Below are 19186 nucleotides of genomic sequence, written 5' to 3' on the forward strand. Positions count from 1 at the left end.
CGGGGTGATGAACAGTCACCCCGCCTCGCGCGCGTTTGCGCGTCTGCGATCGGCGCTCGGTTTCCTGGCTGCAAGCCTGTTTCTGGCCGTCATGCCCATCGCGACGATTGCCCAGAATGCCCCGCCCGGCACGTTGATTACCAACATCGGCAATGTCTATTTCGACATCGGCGGCGCGACGCAACGGAGCGATTCGAATGCCGTGACCGTGACCGTGTTGCCGACACCGACAACGGCGACCATCACGATCGATCGTTACAACGCAGGGGCAGCGACCTCCACAACGGCGGGGCCAACCCAATGCCTGCAAGGCAATGTGGCCGTGCCGTTGCCTGATCCGGTCGTCGCCGGCAGCGGCTCGTTGAATCCCGCCCAGCCACTGCCGTTGAGCGCAACCGGCACAGTCCATGCCGGCGATGCAATTTTTCTGCGGGTTACGGATGGTGACCAGAATCTCGATGCGACGGTGCTTGATTTCATCGACGTGCGGGTGGTCGCTAATGCGACCGGTGACAGCGAACGGGTCCGTCTCACCGAAACAGGCGTGAACACCGGAGTATTCGTCGGATACGTTCCATCGCAGACCAGTGCTGCTGCGGCCGGGGACTGCGTTCTTCAGGTGACCCGTGATACCTCGCTGCAGGCGTTCTACGTGGATCCCGATGATGCGGCCGATGCGGTCCAGGCGGAGAGCCTGATCGATCCATTCGGCCGGCTATTCGATTCTTTGTCCGGCGCGCCTGTCGACGGCGCGCGCGTGACGCTGATTGACGTTGCAACTGGTCTGCCGGCCGCCGTTCTTGGCGACGACGGCGTCAGCAGCTACCCCGCGACACTGATTACGGGCCAACCCGTGACCGATTCGGGTGGCACGGTTTACGTCCTGCCCGCGGGTTTCTATCGTTTTCCGCTGGTGGCGCCCGGACAGTACCGGCTCGAAATCGAACCGCCGGCGGGCTATCTCTTTCCGTCGATGCGTACCGAGGCCGACTTGCAACAATTGCCTGGCAATCCCTGGCGCCTGGGACCTGGCTCGTTTGGAAATTCCTTCGACGCACTTGCGCCTCCAGCCGTTGCCGTCGACGTGCCGCTCGACCCATCAGGCACGGATTTGATACTTCGCAAGAGCGCGAATACCACGGTCGCAGCGCCCGGCGACTTCGTTCAATACCAGGTGAACGTGCAGAACGCGAGCACCGTGGGCGAGTTTCGAAACGTGCTCATCGAGGACAGGCTGCCGTTTGGTTTGCGCTTCCGCCCGGGCTCGGCGCGCATCGATGGCCAGCCGGTCGCCGACCCGGCGGTCAGCGCCGACGGGCGCGGCCTCACCTTCACCGTGCCGTTGCTGCCCGCGGGGGCGCAGGCAACCGTCACCTATGTGGTCGAGATCGCAGCAGTGGCCCGCGGTCCGGAGCTGGTCAACGTCGCGGTTGCAGAGGCGCTCGGCGGCATACGCTCGAATGAAGCGCGCGCACTCATCCGCCTGCGCAACGAATTGTTCACCGACAAGGGATTCATCGCTGGCCGGGTAGTCGAAGCGATATGCGCGAGCCCGGTCGAGTCTGCGCCGGGCGTCGCTGGCGTGCGGATCTATCTGGAGGATGGCCGTTATGCCGTAACTGACAGCGAAGGAAAGTACCACTTCGAGGACGTGCCGCCCGGCACTCATGTCGTGCAACTCGACATGCTGAGCGTGCCGGATTATCTGCAACTCTCCGGCTGTACGGACAACGCCCGATTCGCGGGTCGCGCCTATTCGCAATTCGCGCAACTGCGCGGTGGTCAGCTGTGGCGAGCGGACTTCCGGCTCATCGAGCGCGCGCCTGCCCGTGGCACCGCCGAGCTCCGCATGCGTTCGCGGTTGATAGACGAGCGCACGGCGGAACATGAACTGCTGGTCCATGTGCAGGGCGTCGCAACCGGCAACAATCGAATTCAACTGTTGTTGCCCACGGGCCTCCAGTACGAATCCGGGAGCGCGCACCGCGACGGTACGCCAATTGAAAGCGTCAGCCTGCGCTCCAATGTGTTGTCCGTGGACCTGCACGAGCTGGCTGCCGGCGCCCAGATCGTGGTCAAGCTGCGAACGCGCGTAACGGCAGCTGCCGCCGATCTGCTCGCGATCAAGGCGATACTGACCTTCGACACGGCTGCAGCAAGCGGCCAGCGCACGGCTGCAACCGAGAACAGCCTCCGTTTCGGCAGCGCCGAATACCGTAGCGGCAGCTATCGATTTTCGCCGCGGTTTGATGTGCTCAAGACCCATCTGTCGACGAGTGACCGACTCGAGCTCGATCGAATTGCCGATGAGTGGCGGGCGGCGACCGAAGTGCGCTTGCGCGCGGTCGGTCACGCCGACAAGACGCCGATATCCGCTGCGAGCCGCAAATTGTTCGCGGACAATTACCAACTGTCGCAGGCGCGCGCACAGGTTGTCGCCGATTACCTGATGCAGCGGCTGGGTCTTGAGTCGGATGCCGTTGTCGTCGATGGGCGCGGTGCCGATGAACCGCTTGCGACCGGTGACGATCCGGCATCGCTTGCGCGCAATCGGCGAGTGGAAATCGAGGTGACCGGTCGACACCTGGTCCGCGCGGGTGAACTGCAACTCGTCAAGGCTGTTGCGGAGCCGCAGAGCATCGCGACGAGCGGCGTGGTGCTGCGCGCACCGGTTGCGGCCACGGCACCTCGCCGCCCGGCGATCGAGCGCAGCAATGGCGCCGAAAGCATCCCGCAGATCGAGGAATTGCAGCCGGGGATCGACTGGCTGTTGCCGCGCGAGGACGCGGTGCCACCCATCCCGGCCATCAAGATCGCCATCAAGCACGGGCCCCGCCAAAGCATTGAGCTTCGCATCAACGGGCAACCAGTGGGCGAACTCAATTACGACGGCGAGCGCAGCAATACCATCAAGACGGTGAGCGTCAGCCGCTGGCGTGGCGTCAATCTGCGCGATGGCGAGAACGAACTGGTGGCCGATGTGCTCGATGATACGGGCAAGCTCCTCAAGCGGCTCACCCGCAACGTGCACTATGGCAGCAACGCCGTGCGAGCCGAGCTCGATCGCTCGGCATCGGTACTGGTTGCCGACGGCCGGACGAAGCCGGTCATCGCGTTGAAGCTCTTCGATGCCTATGGCAAACCAGTACGTCGCGGCAGTTATGGCTCCTTCCGCGTCGATGCGCCGCATCGTTCGTGGTGGGAAGTCGAGTCGCTCGATGACAATCCATTGCTGGCCGTGGCGCCACGCGAACCGCCGTTTGAAGTCGAGGAGGGTGGTATTGCACGGCTCGAACTCGAGCCGACCACCCAGGCTGGCAACGTGAGAATGCACCTGCGACTGAGCGAACGACAGAACCAGGATCTCAATGTCTGGCTCGCGCCAACTTCGCGCGAGTGGATCATGGTTGGCGTGGCGTCGGGTACGGCAGCCTACCAGCAGATTTCGCAAAACCTGCAAAATGCCGAGGCGGCCGGCGTCGAGGAAGGATTCGACTCTGACGGGCGGGTTGCATTCTTCGCGAAAGGCAGCATACGCGGCGATTACCTGCTGACGCTCGCCTATGACTCGGCCCGCGATCGGGAGGAAGCGCGCCAGCGTCTGCTCGGCGTCATCGAGCCGGGCCGCTATTACATGGTGTATGGCGATGGCACCGAGCAGCGCTTCGAAAGTGCTTCGGCGCGCAAACTTTACTTGAAACTCGAACGTCGGCAGTTCGCGGCACTCTTCGGCGACTACGAGACCGGTTTCACCGTCACCGAACTGACGCGCTACAACCGCACACTGAATGGTCTGAAGGCGGACTACGGTGGCGATCGCGCGGGATTCAGCGCCTTTGCAGCACGCACCGACCTTGGCATGGCGAGGGATGAGATCCGGGGCGACGGCACCTCGGGCCTTTATCGGCTGAGCCGAGCTCCAATCGTCATCAACAGCGACAAGATCCGGATCGAGATCCGCGACCGGTTCGAGACGTCGAAAGTGATCTCGAGCAGCGAACAATCGCGCTACCTCGATTACACGCTTGATTACTCCACCGGTGAATTGTTCTTCAAGCAGCCGGTGCCAAGCCGCGACGACGAATTCAATCCGGTGTTCATCATTGCCGAGTACGAAACCGTCGGAACCGGCGAGGAGCGAACCTCCGCCGGTGCCCGGGTTTACGTGAAGTCGGCGGACGAACGCGTCGAGGTCGGCGCCAGCTACCTGCGTGATGGTGCTGCCAATGGTGACAGCGAGATCAGTGGCGTCGATCTGCGCTGGCGACCAGCGGCGAGCACGGAGCTGCGAGCCGAGTTCGCCGCCAGTCAATCCGACGATCCGTCGCGCGCATCGTCGGCCAGCGCCTATCTCGCCGAGCTCAAGCACGTCACGGAAAAACTGGACGCACGTGTCTATGTGCGCGAACAGGACGTCGGGTTCGGCATCGGCCAACAGCTGTCGACCGAAGAAGGCTCGCGTAAAGCCGGCATCGATGCGCGCTGGCGCCTTGAGGAAAACCTCAACCTTCAGGCCGAGTCGTACTGGCTGCAGAGCGTCGCGACTGCGGCGGAACGGCGCTATGCGGCGGCGGAATTGCGCTATGGTCACGATGGGCGCAGCGCCGGTATCGGTGCGCGTATTGCCGATGATCGAATGGCCGACGGCGAGCACAGGCAGAGCGAACAGCTGTTCCTGACGGGCAGCATTAACCTGTTTGACGATCGCATCACGCTGCGTGGCTCAGGTGATATCACCGTGGGCAACCAGAACGAAAGCGTGGACTATCCGGCGCGCGCGCTGGTGGGGGTTGACTATCATCTTGGCAATCTGACAACCGCCTTCGTCGAATACGAGCACGGCAATGGCAGCGCGCTCGATACGGACATGACGCGGATCGGATTGCGTGCCCAGCCCTGGGAGCATACCCAGGTGACGACTTCATTGAACCAGCAATTCACGGAGTTCGGGCCACGCTTGTTTGCCAATTTCGGCTTGACTCAGGGTTGGCAGATCAACGATGCATGGTCGGTCGATTTTGGCGTCGATCAGAGCAATACCATGCGCGGTTCCGCTCTTGCGCCATTGACCGACGGGCAGCCGCTCGCGAGTGGTACACTCGCCGAGGACTTCTTTGCCAGTTATGTCGGTGCGAGTTACAGGCGCGACCTGTGGACCTTGACCAGCCGTATCGAACATCGAAGTGCCGACAGCGAGCAGCGCTGGGGCGTATTGGCAGGGTGGTATCGCGAGCCGGTGCGCGGCCATGCATTGTCGCTGGCCCTGACCGGGTTTGATTCGCTGCTGCTCGACGGCGGCCGCAACCGCAACGGCGATCTGCAGTTCAACTGGGCGTACCGGCCCGTCAGCAGCGCCTGGATCGTCTACAACCGGCTCGACCTGCGCTTTGACGCCACACGCAATCTGCTCAATGATTTCGACTCGGCGCGCATCGTGGAGAACCTGCATATGAACTGGCAGGCCGGGCCGCGTGACCAACTTGGCCTGCAGGTGGGTGCCCGCTACGTTGAGAGCACGTTTGCCACGGAGCGCTACTCCGGCACATCGACTTTCGCCGCCGCCGACCTGCGTCATGACATCTCGCCCCGTTTCGACGCCGGATTGCATCTGGGCGCATTGAATTCCTGGCAGAGCCGACTCGGCGAGTACACGGCCGGCGCGGACCTTGGTATCAATGTAGCGCGCAACGTTTGGATCGCGATCGGCTACAACCTGCTTGGATTCGACGACCGCGATTTCTCCGAGGCCCGCTTTACCGCCAAGGGACCATTCCTGCGCTTCGCCGTCAAGGCAGATCAGGATACTTTCAAGGATTTGGCGCTCGACAGACTCCGCCCTTCACGCTAGCTTGGCGCCGACCGGCTCACCGCCGGCCCCAACGCCATGCATTCCATCGAAGACATTTTCGGCGCCGGTGGCGCCCTGGCCGATACCCTGAGCGGATACCGGCCCCGCAGCGGTCAGCTACAGATGGCCGAACGTGTCGCCCTTGCCATGCAGGAGCGCCGCGCGCTGGTCGTCGAGGCCGGAACAGGCATAGGCAAGACTTTTGCCTATCTGGTGCCTGCGCTGCTATCTGGCCTGCGGGTCATAATCTCGACCGGCACCCGAACCTTGCAGGATCAGCTGCATGGCAAGGACGTGCCGCTGGTGGCGGGGGCGCTCGGCAGGCCGGCCAGGCTCGCGTTACTCAAGGGCCGCGGCAATTATCTGTGTCGCCATCGTCTGGAGGAGTATTCCCGCCAGTCGTCGCTTGCCATGGCACGCGAGGGATCGACAGATGTCATGGCACTCGAGCGTTGGTCGATGGCTACCCGTACGGGCGATCTGGTCGAGCTTGCGGGATTGGCAGACGATGATCCCATTCGGCCGCATATAACATCCACCCGGGACAATTGCCTTGGCCAGCGCTGCGCAAGATTCGATCAGTGTTTCATTCTCCAGGCGAGGCGAGCCGCTCTTGAAGCGGACCTGATCGTCGTCAATCACCATCTCCTGCTCGCGGACATGCTGTTGAAGGAAGACGGTTTCGGCGATCTGCTCGGGGCAGCGGACGTGGTGATCGTCGATGAGGCGCACCAGCTTCCTGACCTTGCAACGCAGTTCTTCACCGTGTCGGTCGGGACGCGACAGACCGCGAATCTGCTCATCGATCTTCGAGGCAGGCTCGCGATTGCCGATTTCGCGACGGACGACTTGCTCGATCCCGTGCGACGGGTCGAGAAGGCCGAGCTGCAACTTCGGCAAGCGGCCGCGCGCGGGGCAACGGCGGTCGATGCGACAACCATTGCGGCGGCCGATGAGTTACAGCGGGCGTTGGGTGTGCTGGCCGAGCAGTTGCAGCCGTTGCGCGACGACGAGGCACTGGGGCAATGCGCCAACCGCGCGCGACAACTTGCCGAGCGCCTGGGTGCGGTCATCGGACTTGCCGATCAGGATGGCGTGCGTGGCATGGAGGCGACCGCCAATCAGGTGACCCTGTCCGCAATACCGTTCGATGTCGCCGGCAAGTTCAATGCGCTCGTCGCCCAGACCCAGGCAAGCTGGATCTTCACCTCCGCAACACTCGCAATCGGTGCCGACTTCACTGCATTCGTGTCGCGCCTCGGCCTCGATGACTGCGAAGCGCTCGCGATTCCAAGCCCGTTCGATTATGAGCAGCAGGCACTGCTCTACCTGCCGCCGAAGATGCCGGATCCGGCCTCGGACCGTTATCTGCCGGCTGTCATAGCCGAGACCGAGTGGCTGGTTGCCGCTGCAGGCGGCGGCGCGTTCGTGCTGTTCACCAGCCATCGCGCTCTCTCGCAAGCCGCCTCGCAATTGCGTACGATCTGGCGAGACGAGTCCTGGCCGGTGCTGGTGCAGGGCGAGGCGCCGCGTGAAGTCCTGCTCGAGCGATTTCGCGCCCATGGCAACGCGGTGCTGCTCGGTACGGCGAGTTTCTGGGAAGGCGTCGACGTAAGGGGCGATGCGCTGCGGCTGGTGATCGTCGAGAAACTGCCGTTTCAGTCACCGGATGAGCCGTTGGTTCGCGCCAGGATCGACTTCCTGCGCCGCAGCGGCGGTAACCCGTTTGCGGATTTCCAGTTGCCCGAAGCGGTGCTCACGCTCAAGCAGGGTGTCGGCCGCCTGATCCGCAGTGAATCCGATCGCGGTGTCGTCGCATTGCTCGATCCGCGCCTGCGAACGCGCGGCTATGGGCGGGTGTTCATTCGCGCATTGCCACCGATGGCGCGTACTGAACAGCCGGGCGATGTAAAGCACTTCTTGCGGCAATTAACGCGCGAATTGCACACAGCGTCCGGCCATGGCTGATCGCCGCAATCTGCTCGCCATCGATACGGCATCCGCACAAGCTGCGGTCGCGCTGCATATCGGCCCGGACCTGCTCGTGCGCGTCCTGCCAGCGGCGCAGGACCAGTCGCGCGCGGTGCTGCCGGCCGTGCGCGAGCTGCTTGCCGAGGCTGGCCTGTCCCGGAGCAGCCTGGGCGCGATCGTTCTGGCACGCGGGCCTGGCGGATTCACCGGCGTGCGCCTCGGTGTCGCTGTTGCGCAGGGACTCGCCTATGGGCTCGACCTTCCCGTGGTCGCCGTGTCGAATCTTGCGGCGCTTGCCCATTGTGCGTTCGCCGCCGCACCCGGCGCAAAACGAGCTCTCGCCTGCGTCGATGCGCGCATGCGCGAGGTCTATTTTGCTGTTTATGAGCGCGAGTCGATTCTCTTGCAACAACCGACAGCCCCGGAGCGGGTGGGTGCCCCGGCGGACATGCCGCTCGACCTGCTCGCCGCAGGGGATGTCGCTGCCGGTTCGGGCCTGAGCCAGTTTCCGCAGAGCGCCGACGCATTGCGACTGCGTGGCGTCGTGATGCCGGCCAATTTGATCCAGTGCGACATGGCGGACATTATCGCGTTGGGCCTGGCGGCGCTCGAGCGCGGGGAGATCCTCGCTGCGGCCGAGGCGCAACCCGTTTACCTGCGCGAGCAGGTTACGGCTGTCACGAAACAGTAACGTCGGAAGGCTGTAATATTCCTGTCACCAGGCAGAGCATGGCATGTCCGACAAACTGATTCTCATCGTGGAGGACGAACGCCCGATCCGGGAAATGATTGCCTACGGCTTGCGCCGCGCCGGTTTCGAGACCTCGGAGGCCGAGGATGCGACCAGTGCACGCAGCGCAGTGGTGGACCGGCGCCCTGATCTCGTGCTGGTTGACTGGATGTTGCCCGACACCAGCGGTCTTGAATTGACCCGTCAGCTCAAGCGCGACCGCAGTACCAGCGAGTTGCCTGTCATCATGCTGACGGCACGCAGCCAGGAGTCCGATAAGGTCGCAGGGCTCGAAGGTGGCGCGGACGATTACATAACCAAGCCCTTTTCACCGCGCGAGCTGGTCGCGCGCATCAACGCGGTTTTGCGTCGCGGCCAGAACGAACAGGAGCTGGAGCGTATCGAGCGTGGGGGCCTCGTGATGGATCGCGCGAGTCATCGCGTTCTGGCGGGCGAGCAGGTAGTGAACCTCGGGCCGACCGAGTACCGCATGCTTGAGTTCTTCCTGGCGCATCCAGAGCGCGTGTTCAGTCGCGAGCAGCTGCTCGACCGTATCTGGGGTGGTAATGTTTATATCGAAGAGCGTACGATTGACGTGCATATCCGGCGGCTGCGCAAGTCGTTGGAAGGCCATGGTCTCGATCATCTGATCCAGACCGTACGAGGTGCCGGATACCGGTTTTCCGAAAGCCGCTGATGAGCCCAAATGCACGCGCACTCGTTTACGCCGCCACCCGGCTCGGTGCTGCGCTCGCGCTCGGCCTGCTGCTGGGTTGGATCCTCGGCAATATGACCACCGGCCTCGGCATCTCCCTGGGTGGTTTTCTCGGCTGGCAGCTTTATCACCTCGCAAGAGTCGACTTCTGGTTGCGGCGGCGCGCGTATATCGAACCGCCTGACACCAGCGGCATGTGGGGCGACGTGGTTGCGCAGGTGTCGCGCCTGCACCGGCGCAAGCGTTTTCACAAGCAGCGCATGCTGCAGATTTTCCGCGAACTGCGGCGCGCGACTGCCGCCATGCCCGATGGCATCGTCATCCTCAACGCCGCGCAGGAAATCCTCTGGTTCAACCGTGCCGCGGCGCAGCTCCTGCGACTCGAGCGCCGGCAGGACATCGGCCTTCGTATCGACAACCTGATCCGCCAGGAGCAGCTGGGCAGATATCTGCGTAACGGTGATTTCTCGTCAGCGGTCACGGTGCCAGGCCGTGGCGACGGTCCGCAGCGGCTGTCGATCCAGGCGGTTCCCTATGGCGAGGAGCAGTGCATTCTCCTGGTGCGCGACGTCACGCAGCAGCTGCGTCTCGAGACGATGCGCCGGGATTTCGTCGCCAATGCGTCGCATGAACTGCGTACACCGCTCACGGTCATTGCAGGGTACCTCGAGACCATGGCGGCCGACCCGCAACTGCCGGCAGAGCTCGCCACGCCGATCGAGGAAATGCGCCACCAGGCCGTGCGCATGACTCGCGTGATCGAACATCTGCTCGAGCTGTCACGCCTGGAGACAGCCGAGGGACCGGCGCCCCGCACGCCGGTCGACGTGCCGCAGATGCTGCGTACCCTCATTGCCGATGCGCGACAGCGTTGCGGCACGACCAGGCAGATCGAGCTCGACCTCAGATCCGGCGACGGCTTGCTCGGAGTCGAGGCGGAGCTTCATTCCGCGTTCGCGAATATTGTCGAGAATGCGATCAAGTACAGTCGGGACGGCGGACGAATTGTCGTGAGTTGGGGTATTGACGGCGGCTCGGCGATGTTTGCCGTGCGAGACGAGGGTATCGGTATCGCCGCCGAACACCTGCCGCGCCTGACGGAGCGTTTCTATCGCGCCAGTACCAACGGCGGCCGCGGCCGTAGTGGTTCCGGCCTGGGTCTCGCGATCGTCAAGCACGTCCTGCAGCGCCACGAAGCGGAGCTGCAGGTCGAGAGTGTCGAAGGTCGCGGCAGCCGCTTCGCCTGTGTCTTCCCGCCGAGCCGTATCGGCACAGCCGCCCTGCGCAAGGCGGCCTCCTAACCCGAAGTCAAAGGTGATAAGGTATTTTCATGGAAACCGCTGATCTGTCCCACCATATTTCACGCCGCTTCAATGAGGATCTCGAGCGCGTGCGCAGCAAGGTGCTCGCGATGGGCGGCTTCGTCGAGGAGATGCTGCAACGGGCCCTGAACGCGCTGATCGAGGGCGATAGCGCGCAGGGTGAGTCGGTCGCCAACGATGACTACAAGGTGAACGGCATGGAGGTCGCGATCGACGAGGAATGCTCACGCATTCTCGCGACGCGCGCGCCCGCGGCGGGCGATCTTCGGGTCATTGTCACCATCATCAAGACCATTACCGATCTCGAGCGCATCGGCGACGAATGCGAAAAGATCGGCTGGATAGGCGCGCGCCTGGCGGGACTGGAGCGGCCGTCGGACCGCTATCGGTCCGTCAAGCACATGGGCCGCGAGGTCCAGGACATGCTGCACGCCACACTGGATGCTTTTGCACGGATGGATGCAGAGGCGTCTATGGAGATCGCGCGACGCGATCGCATGATCGATGAAGAATACGAATCCATTCAGCGGCAGTGCATCACGTTCATGATGGAAGATCCGCGCGCGATCCGGCGCACGCTCGATACCATGTGGGTGGTGCGTGCGCTCGAGCGCATTGGCGATCATTCCAAGAACATCTGCGAATACGTCGTATACATGGTGCATGGCAAGGATGTGCGCCACACCAAGCTGGAGGGGCTCAAGCGCGAACTCGACGCGGACGACGCGGAGAAGTCTTGAGTCTGCTCACGGAACTCGCGCGACGCCGTCGAGCCGTCAATGTGCTGATCGCCATCGCCGTCGCCGCAATGCTCGGCTATGCCTTGTATGCCCAGCGCCAACTCGGTCTGGAACCCTGCCCACTGTGCATTTTCCAGCGAGTCGGAATCGCCGCGCTAGGTGCAGTCGCCTTGCTCGCCGCGCTGCATGGGCCGCGCTCACCCTGGGGTCGCCGCTGCTACGCATTGACCGGGCTCATCGCGGGCGGGGCTACCGTGGGCGTTGCAGCCCGCCACATCTATATCCAGAGCCTGCCACCCGGTTCGGTACCGTCCTGCGGTTCGACGCTCGATTTCATGCTCGAAGTGCTGCCGTTGACCGATGTGGTGCGCAAGGTGCTTACGGGTGGCGGCGAGTGCGCGCAAATCGATTGGCGTTTCGCGGGCCTCACCATGCCGCAGTGGGTTTTGTTGGCCGCCGCGCTGCTGACCGCGGTGTTCGTCATCGCAAACTGGCGGCGGGATACCCCGGATCAGGCGAGCAGATTGCAGAGCATCCGATAGTAGATCTCGTGCAGCGCGTCGAGGTCTGCAACGGCGACGTGCTCGTTGACCTTGTGAATGCTCGCGTTGACCACGCCCAGTTCCACTACCTGCGCACCCATCGGCGCGATGAATCGCCCGTCCGATGTGCCGCCACCGGTCGTCATCCGCGTCTCGATTCCGGTGGTGTCGCGAATGGCGCGGGCAACCGCCTCTGAAAACACGCCCGGTGGCGTGTAGAAAGGTTCGCCGGATAGATACCATTCCAGGGTATAGCGCACCTTGTGCTTCTTGAGTATGCCCTCGACCGTATTCTTGAGGCCTTCGATGGTCTGCTGCGGTGCATAGCGGAGGTTGAACCTCGCCTTCAATTCACCGGGTATTACATTCGGCGCGCCCGTGCCGGCATTGAGATTGGACATCTGAAACGATGTCGGCTGGAAGAACTCCGTGCCCTTGTCCCACTCGTGCGCAACGAGTTCGGCGAGCGCAGGCGCCAAAGTGTGCACAGGATTTTCCGACAGCTGCGGATAGGCAATATGGCCCTGGACACCATGCACCGTCAGCCGGCCCGAGAGTGATCCGCGGCGACCGATCTTGATCGTGTCTCCGACCTTTGCATCGCTCGAGGGTTCGCCAACCAGGCAGTAGTCGATTGGCTGGCCGCGTTCGCGCAAAGTCTCGACGACCCGCTTGGTACCGTCGACCGAGGGCCCTTCCTCGTCGCTCGTGATGAGATAGGCAATGCTGCCGCGATGCGATGGGTGATCGGCTACGAAGCGTTCGCTCGCCGTCACCATGGCCGCGAGGCCGGTTTTCATGTCGGCTGCGCCGCGACCATAAAGCAGGTCGTCTTTCTGCGTGGGCGAAAACGGATCGGTATGCCACTCCTCGAGCGGACCCGTCGGTACGACATCCGTATGACCTGCGAAACACAATACCGGCCGCGCGCTACCGCGCTTGGCCCAGAGATTCTCCACGGCGCCGTAACGCAGGGATTCGACCGCGAAACCAATTGCCGCCAGGCGTTCGGCCATGACGGCCTGGCAGCCGGCATCGTCCGGCGTGACAGACTGGCGGCGCAAGAGATCCAGCGACAAATCGAGGGTTGCTGACATGGCGCAGGCTTATACGGCGTTGCGCCGCCGAGTGCAATAGATCCCGGCAAATCAATCGCTTGGCTGCGCTGAGCGGGTGTTTCATAAAACTGTCATTTTGTGTCATTAAAGTTACGGCAGCTCGCAGTGGGCACTGGAATTGGAGGTGGGCAAGTGAACAAGACTCTTCTAGCTATATTGGGCGTACTCGGCGTCGGAATGAGCCAGTTGGCGGCGGCACAGTCGTCGCGCGATTACATCAGCATCGTGGGTTCATCGACGGTCTATCCGTTCACGACAACCGTCGCCGAGCGTTTCGGCCGCGGCGGCTCGTTCAAGACGCCGAAGGTCGAGAGCACCGGAACCGGTGGCGGCCTGAAGCTATTCTGCGCGGGCGTAGGCGTGCAGCACCCGGACATTGCGAACGCATCACGTCGCATCAAGGCGAGCGAGCTCGAAACCTGTGCCAAGAACGGCGTGAAGGAAGTGGTAGAGCTAAAGATCGGCTATGACGGAATCGTCATCGCCGAGAGCAAGAAAGCCAAGCCCATGAAGCTCAGTCGCGCGCAGGTGTTCCTTGCACTTGCCAAACAGGTGCCAGATCCGGCGAATTTGAGCAAGCTCGTGGCGAATCCGTACACCAGCTGGAACCAGATCGACAAAGGCCTGCCCGCGCAGAAAATCGAGGTGTTGGGGCCACCACCCACCTCCGGTACGCGCGACTCTTTCCTTGAGCTTTACATGGAAGCCGGCTGCAGCAGCGTTGCATGGATCAAGACGTTGAAGGAAACCAATGAAACGCGCTTCAAGAAAATCTGCCACACCCTGCGCGAGGACGGGGCGTTCATTGAAGCGGGCGAGAACGACAACCTGATCGTGCAGAAGATCGAAGCCAATCCAGGCTCGCTCGGTATCTTCGGCTACAGCTTCCTCGAAGAGAATCTTGGTCAGCTGCGCGGCGCGGTCATCGATGGCGTCGAACCCGACTACGAGACGATCTCGTCTGGAAAGTATCCCGCATCCCGGCCCTTGTTCATCTACGTCAAGAAAGCGCACGTCGGCGTGATTCCGGGCATCAAGGAATTCATTGCCGAATACGTGAGTAGCAAAGCGATTGGCGAGGATGGCTATCTGGCTGAGCGCGGTCTTGTGGCGCCAACCAAGGCAGAGCTTGCCAAGTCGCGCAGCGATGCCGCGTCTTTGAAGGCTTTGAAACTCTAGTTCAGCAGTTACAACCTTTCGCTCTACCCGGGGGGGTATTTCGATGCATATGTTCAAACAGGCCGCCGCGGCGGTCGTGGGGTCGGTTTTTCTCCTGAATGTCGCGACTGCCGCGTCGACGGATGGCGCCGATGAGATCGCGCAACTGAAAGCGATGCTCGCCAGCATGCAAACGCGTATCGAGCAGCTCGAAGCGCAGCAGCAACAGCAGGCGCAACAGGTCACCGAGCAACAGGAAGCCATCGATAGCGCCACGGATGCCCTGGCGCAGACCAAGACAGGAATTGGCGACTGGGTGTCTCGATTCCAGTGGAAGGGCGATTTGCGCTACCGCAATGAAAGCTTCGACGTGCAATACAATTCGTCGAACCGCGTGCGTGACCGAATCCGAGCACGTGCGGGATTCGTGGCCAAGGTCAACGATACCTTGAGCGCGGAACTGCGCCTTGCGAGTGGCGGTGACGACCCGCGCTCGTCCAACCAGACCTTGACCGATACCAATTCGCGCAAGGCTTTTGGCCTCGATCTCGCATATCTGCGTTGGCAGCCACGTCCGGACACGTCGCTCAGCCTCGGCAAGATCAAACAGCCGTGGTCAACACCGTCGCAAAGCATGTTCTTCGACGGCGATGTCAATCCTGAGGGCATTGGCCTTGCGTGGGCCAGCAAGACGAGCGGAGTCTTCGCGAACGCGTTCTATCTGGATCTTGCTGAACGCAGCAGTCGCGCCGATAGCAATCTCATCGGTGGTCAGCTGGGCTGGACAGGATCGGTGGGCGACGGATCGAAGCTGACTTTGGTCGCAGGCTACTTTGATCACGGCGCGGTCGAAGGCTACAACGCGCTATTTGGCGGGGGTGCCAATGGCAACACGACTGTCACCAATTCGCCGATTTGCCGCGCCGGCATCGCGACCTGCGTCGCCAATGACTTCAATATCGTCGATGTATCGGCTGAATGGAGTACTTCGCTGTCCGGCCGGCCGTTCAGTCTGTACGCTGATTTGGCCCAGAATACCGCGGCGGATGATCTCAACAACGCCTATGGACTCGGCTTTTCCTACGGCCGCGCCAAGGACCCCGGCACCTGGGAGATCGGTTATCTTTATCAACAGGTCGAAAAAGACGCGCTCTATGGCCAGTGGGTGGACTCGGATTTCGCCGATGGCAATACCGATGGACGCGGGAGTGTGTTGAAATTCGCATACGCATTTGCGAAGAATTTCAAATTCAATGCAACCTTGTTCCTCAATGAAACGAATGTTGATGTGCCGACCAGCGTATCGGGTGTCGGGCCGGTCACCGGCAGGGACTACAAGCGCCTGCAGCTCGATCTCGTTACATCGTTCTAGGGCGAGCGCAGCCCGGCGGTTCGACGACGGCCTCCCTGGCATTCGCCAGGGAGGCCTTGTCGTATTCTGGTTTCGTGCCTGATTGTCGATCGATGAAACCATGAAGCCACAGTTGCTGCTCCTGATTCTTTGCGCCATTACGGTGGTCGCGTTCTGGCTCGGCAAAGCTCGGGCGATCAGTGTGGCGGGCGGGGCGCGTGGCGTGCGCAATCTGCACTCCCTGCCGAGTCATTATGGCCAGTTTGTCGGTATCTGGACCTTGCTGCCGGCCGTGGCGATTTTCCTGCTGTGGGTCATGCTGAGCGATGCGGTAATCACTGCAAAAGTGGGCGCCCACATGCCCGCGGAGATTGCCCAGCTGCCTGCGGATCGCTTCAGCCTCGTGATGAACGATGTACGCAATGTTGCCGCGGGCCGCACGCCGGCCGCGCTCGCTGAGCCGTTGGTTCGCGAAGCCGCCGAGCGATACCGGTCGGCAAAGCAGACGAGTGACATTTTGCTCGCCGTCCTGGTGCTCGCAACCGCGGTGCTCGCGGCGCTTTTCTCGCGCGGCCGCATCCGCACCGACATGCGGGCGCGCAATAACGTCGAATCAGTCTATCGCTGGCTGCTGTTTGGATGCGCGTCGGTCGCAATCCTGACCACGATCGGCATCGTGCTGTCGGTGCTGTTCGAGACCTGGCGGTTTTTTGGCCGCGTGCCGGTTACGGAGTTTTTTGGCCTCAAGTGGAGTCCGCAGACGGCCATCCGCGCGGACCAGGTGGGTTCCTCGGGAGCCTTTGGTGCCGTACCGCTATTCGTCGGAACCTTGCTCATCTCCGGTATCGCCATGATCGTCGCGGTACCAATCGGGCTTTTCTCCGCCATATTCCTTGCCGAGTATGCTCCGGGGAAAGTGCGGGCCGTCATCAAGCCGCTGCTTGAAGTATTGGCAGGTATTCCGACCGTCGTTTATGGCTTTTTCGCGGCGTTGACGGTTGGTCCGAGCCTGCGGCGCCTTGGCGAATCCATGGGGCTCGACGTTGCGAGCGAGAGCGCGCTCGCTGCCGGACTCGTCATGGGCATCATGATCATTCCGTTCGTTTCCTCGCTTGCGGACGACATGATCGCGGCGGTGCCGCAGAGTCTTCGTGACGGCGCGTACGCGCTCGGCGCAACGCGCTCGGAGACGATCAAGCAGGTGGTGTTGCGGGCGGCGCTGCCCGGAATCGTTGGCGGTGTGTTGCTGGCCATATCGCGCGCCATCGGCGAGACGATGATCGTCGTGATGGCCGCAGGCCTTGCGGCCAATCTCACGCTGAACCCGCTGGAGGCAGTGACAACCGTGACCGTGCAGATCGTCACATTGCTGGTTGGCGACCAGGAATTCGACAGTGCCAAGACGCTGGCCGCATTCGCGCTCGGTTTCGTGCTCTTCGTCGTCACGCTCATTCTGAATGTCGTGGCCCTCTACGTCGTCAAACGCTATCGTGAGCAGTATGAGTAAGCCCGCGTCCAGACCCGCCAGTGCGCGCGACGCACGCGAGACCCAGGCGCTGGTTGCGCGCAGCCTGCGACGACGCTATCGCGCCGAGCAAAGATTCAGATTCTATGGAATCGCAGCGGTCGCGCTCGGCGTACTGTTCGTGGTCTTTCTCTTTGCCGACATCATCTCCAAGGGATGGTCGGTTTTTCAGCAGAGCTACATCCAATTGCGCGTCGACTACAGCGCCGAGGTCATGGGCCTCGAATCGGACCGAAGTCGCGAGGTGTTGCAGGCGGCTGATTACGACGCATTGGTGCGCGAGGCCCTGCAGGAAAGGCTCGGCGAGGTCGAGGGTAGGTCGGCGAGGCGGGAATTGAAGCAGCTCGCGAGCGTTGGCGCGGGCTATGAGTTGCAGCGGCGGGTACTCGAAAATCCCGATCTGATCGGACAGAGCGAGACCTTGTGGCTGCTCGCGAGTGCAGACGTCGACTTGCTGCTGAAGGGCCGCATGAATACGTCTCTGCCGGAAAACGAGCGCGCGCTCAGCGATCAGCAACTGGCCTGGATCAAGACTCTGCGAGATAACGATGCCCTCGAACTTCGCTTCAATCGCAGTTTTTTCAGCCACGGCGATTCGCGCGAAGCGGAACTAGCCGGGGTGCTGGGGGCCGTCCGCGGATCATTCCTTACGTTGCTGATAACCCTGCTGTTGTCGTTTCCGATTGGCGTGGCCGCAGCGATATACCTCGAGGAGTTCGCGCCAAGGAGCCGGATGACCGATCTGATCGAGGTCAACATCAACAATCTCGCGGCAGTGCCGTCGATCGTCTTCGGCCTGCTTGGGCTCGCGGTATTCATCGGATTCTTCGGCATGCCGCGCTCGGCGCCGCTGGTCGGTGGCCTGGTGCTCGCGTTGTTGACGCTGCCCACGGTGATCATCGCATCGCGCGCATCGCTGAAGGCGGTACCGCCGTCGATACGCGAGGCGGCACTCGGCATGGGAGCATCCAGGATTCAGATGGTCCTGCATCATGTCATGCCGCTTGCAATGCCCGGAATGCTGACAGGTACGATCATCGGCATGGCGCGGGCATTGGGTGAGTCAGCGCCCTTGTTGATGATTGGCATGGTCGCCTTCATCGTCGAAGTGCCGCGCGGAGTGCTGGATCCGGCCACCGTGCTTCCAGTGCAGGTATTCCTCTGGTCCGATCTCCCCGAGCGCGGTTTTGTCGAGCGAACCTCCGGCGCGATTATCGTGCTGTTGATGTTTCTGGTAGTCATGAATGCGACCGCGGTTGTCCTTCGAAACCGCTTCGAGAAAAGATGGTGAGCATGAACGTCACTCAACCCACTGCACCGCCTGCGGAGGCAGGCAACCAGACTGTAAAGACGGTTGGCTCCTATGCCGTTGAGGATCCAGTCTTCTCCTGTCGCGATCTCAACGTGTACTACGGTGAGAAACACGCTATCAAGAACGTCAACATCGACATCGGCCGCAAGCAGGTGCTGGCCTGCATAGGTCCGTCTGGTTGCGGCAAGTCAACATTCCTGCGATGCCTCAATCGCATGAACGACACGATAGAGTCGGCGCGGGTGAGTGGCCGGATTCTGCTCGACGGGCAGGATATCCATGATCGTCGGCAGGATGTGGTTCAGTTGCGCGCCCGGGTCGGCATGGTTTTCCAGAAGCCAAATCCATTCCCCAAATCGATCTACGAAAACGTCGCCTACGGGCCGCGAATTCATGGACTGGCTGCCGATCGCGGCGACCTCGACGAACTGGTGCAAACAAGTCTCGCGCGGGCCGGGTTGTGGGAGGAGGTCAAGGACCGACTCGACCAGCCGGGTACCAGCCTCTCGGGTGGTCAGCAGCAGCGCCTGTGCATCGCGCGTACGATTGCGGTCAATCCCGAAGTAATCCTCATGGACGAACCATGCTCGGCACTCGATCCCATCGCCACTGCGCGCATCGAGGACCTGATGGAGGAGCTGCGCAAGAGCTATGCGATCGTAATCGTCACACATTCCATGCAGCAGGCCGCGCGCGTGTCGCAGCGCACTGCCTATTTTCACCTGGGCGACCTCATCGAAGTGGGCAAGACGGACCGGATCTTCACCAATCCGCGGCACCGGCTCACCGAGGACTACATCACCGGGCGTTTCGGCTGAGTACGCAAGGCGCGACTTGGGAGGCGCCGCCGGCCT

13 protein-coding genes are annotated in these 19186 nt (G+C 62.1%); 12 read left to right on the forward strand and 1 reads right to left on the reverse strand.

All coding sequences use genetic code 11. The features are described 5' to 3' along the window. Positions 1 to 7 precede the first annotated feature (7 nt). Genes R3E77_07035 through R3E77_07065 form a run of 7 tightly spaced genes read left to right on the forward strand, consistent with a single transcriptional unit; the run spans position 8 to position 11868 of the window. On the forward strand, positions 8 to 5848 hold the full coding sequence (locus R3E77_07035) for an OmpA family protein (GenBank protein MEZ5499168.1): 5841 nt from the start codon (positions 8 to 10) through the stop codon (positions 5846 to 5848). Between the two features lie 36 nt (positions 5849 to 5884). Next, on the forward strand, positions 5885 to 7816 hold the full coding sequence (locus tag R3E77_07040) for an ATP-dependent DNA helicase (protein MEZ5499169.1): 1932 nt from the start codon (positions 5885 to 5887) through the stop codon (positions 7814 to 7816). After that, the gene (gene tsaB / locus R3E77_07045) at positions 7809 to 8510 is read left to right on the forward strand and encodes a tRNA (adenosine(37)-N6)-threonylcarbamoyltransferase complex dimerization subunit type 1 TsaB (protein MEZ5499170.1); all 702 of its coding nucleotides are present in this window, start codon (positions 7809 to 7811) and stop codon (positions 8508 to 8510) included. The genes R3E77_07040 and tsaB overlap by 8 nt, the downstream gene beginning before the upstream one ends. Before the next feature lie 43 nt (positions 8511 to 8553). Further along, the gene (gene phoB, locus R3E77_07050; protein ID MEZ5499171.1) at positions 8554 to 9246 is read left to right on the forward strand and encodes a phosphate regulon transcriptional regulator PhoB; all 693 of its coding nucleotides are present in this window, start codon (positions 8554 to 8556) and stop codon (positions 9244 to 9246) included. Further along, on the forward strand, positions 9246 to 10565 hold the full coding sequence (gene phoR, locus R3E77_07055; protein MEZ5499172.1) for a phosphate regulon sensor histidine kinase PhoR: 1320 nt from the start codon (positions 9246 to 9248) through the stop codon (positions 10563 to 10565). Before phoB ends, phoR begins: the two co-directional genes overlap by 1 nt. A gap of 29 nt (positions 10566 to 10594) precedes the next feature. Beyond that, on the forward strand, positions 10595 to 11326 hold the full coding sequence (gene phoU, locus R3E77_07060; protein ID MEZ5499173.1) for a phosphate signaling complex protein PhoU: 732 nt from the start codon (positions 10595 to 10597) through the stop codon (positions 11324 to 11326). Further along, a complete protein-coding gene (locus R3E77_07065; GenBank protein ID MEZ5499174.1) occupies positions 11323 to 11868 on the forward strand; it encodes a disulfide bond formation protein B in 546 nt (181 codons plus the stop codon). The genes phoU and R3E77_07065 overlap by 4 nt, the downstream gene beginning before the upstream one ends. Here the strand turns inward: R3E77_07065 and dapE are convergent. Then, positions 11838 to 12965 carry a succinyl-diaminopimelate desuccinylase gene (dapE, locus tag R3E77_07070; GenBank protein ID MEZ5499175.1) on the reverse strand — a complete coding sequence of 376 codons (1128 nt, stop codon included), beginning with the start codon at positions 12963 to 12965 and terminating at the stop codon, positions 11838 to 11840. The two genes, R3E77_07065 and dapE, sit on opposite strands and share 31 nt — an antisense overlap. Positions 12966 to 13118: 153 nt before the next feature. Here dapE and R3E77_07075 point away from each other — a divergent pair, with 153 nt between their 5' ends. The 5 genes from R3E77_07075 to pstB all read left to right on the forward strand — a co-directional run bounded on the left by R3E77_07075 (position 13119) and on the right by pstB (position 19150). Beyond that, positions 13119 to 14165: a PstS family phosphate ABC transporter substrate-binding protein gene (locus tag R3E77_07075; protein ID MEZ5499176.1), complete on the forward strand. Its 1047-nt coding sequence runs from the start codon at positions 13119 to 13121 to the stop codon at positions 14163 to 14165. Between the two features lie 49 nt (positions 14166 to 14214). Next, entirely contained in the window at positions 14215 to 15516 is a 1302-nt protein-coding gene (locus tag R3E77_07080) for a putative porin (protein MEZ5499177.1), read from the forward strand. A gap of 100 nt (positions 15517 to 15616) precedes the next feature. Continuing rightward, entirely contained in the window at positions 15617 to 17002 is a 1386-nt protein-coding gene (pstC, locus tag R3E77_07085; GenBank protein ID MEZ5499178.1) for a phosphate ABC transporter permease subunit PstC, read from the forward strand. After that, a complete protein-coding gene (gene pstA / locus R3E77_07090) occupies positions 16995 to 18311 on the forward strand; it encodes a phosphate ABC transporter permease PstA (GenBank protein MEZ5499179.1) in 1317 nt (438 codons plus the stop codon). The genes pstC and pstA overlap by 8 nt, the downstream gene beginning before the upstream one ends. Before the next feature lie 2 nt (positions 18312 to 18313). Continuing rightward, a complete protein-coding gene (gene pstB / locus R3E77_07095; GenBank protein MEZ5499180.1) occupies positions 18314 to 19150 on the forward strand; it encodes a phosphate ABC transporter ATP-binding protein PstB in 837 nt (278 codons plus the stop codon). Positions 19151 to 19186 lie beyond the last annotated feature (36 nt).

The organism is Steroidobacteraceae bacterium (assembly GCA_041395505.1).
Taxonomy (GTDB): domain Bacteria; phylum Pseudomonadota; class Gammaproteobacteria; order Steroidobacterales; family Steroidobacteraceae; genus JAWLAG01.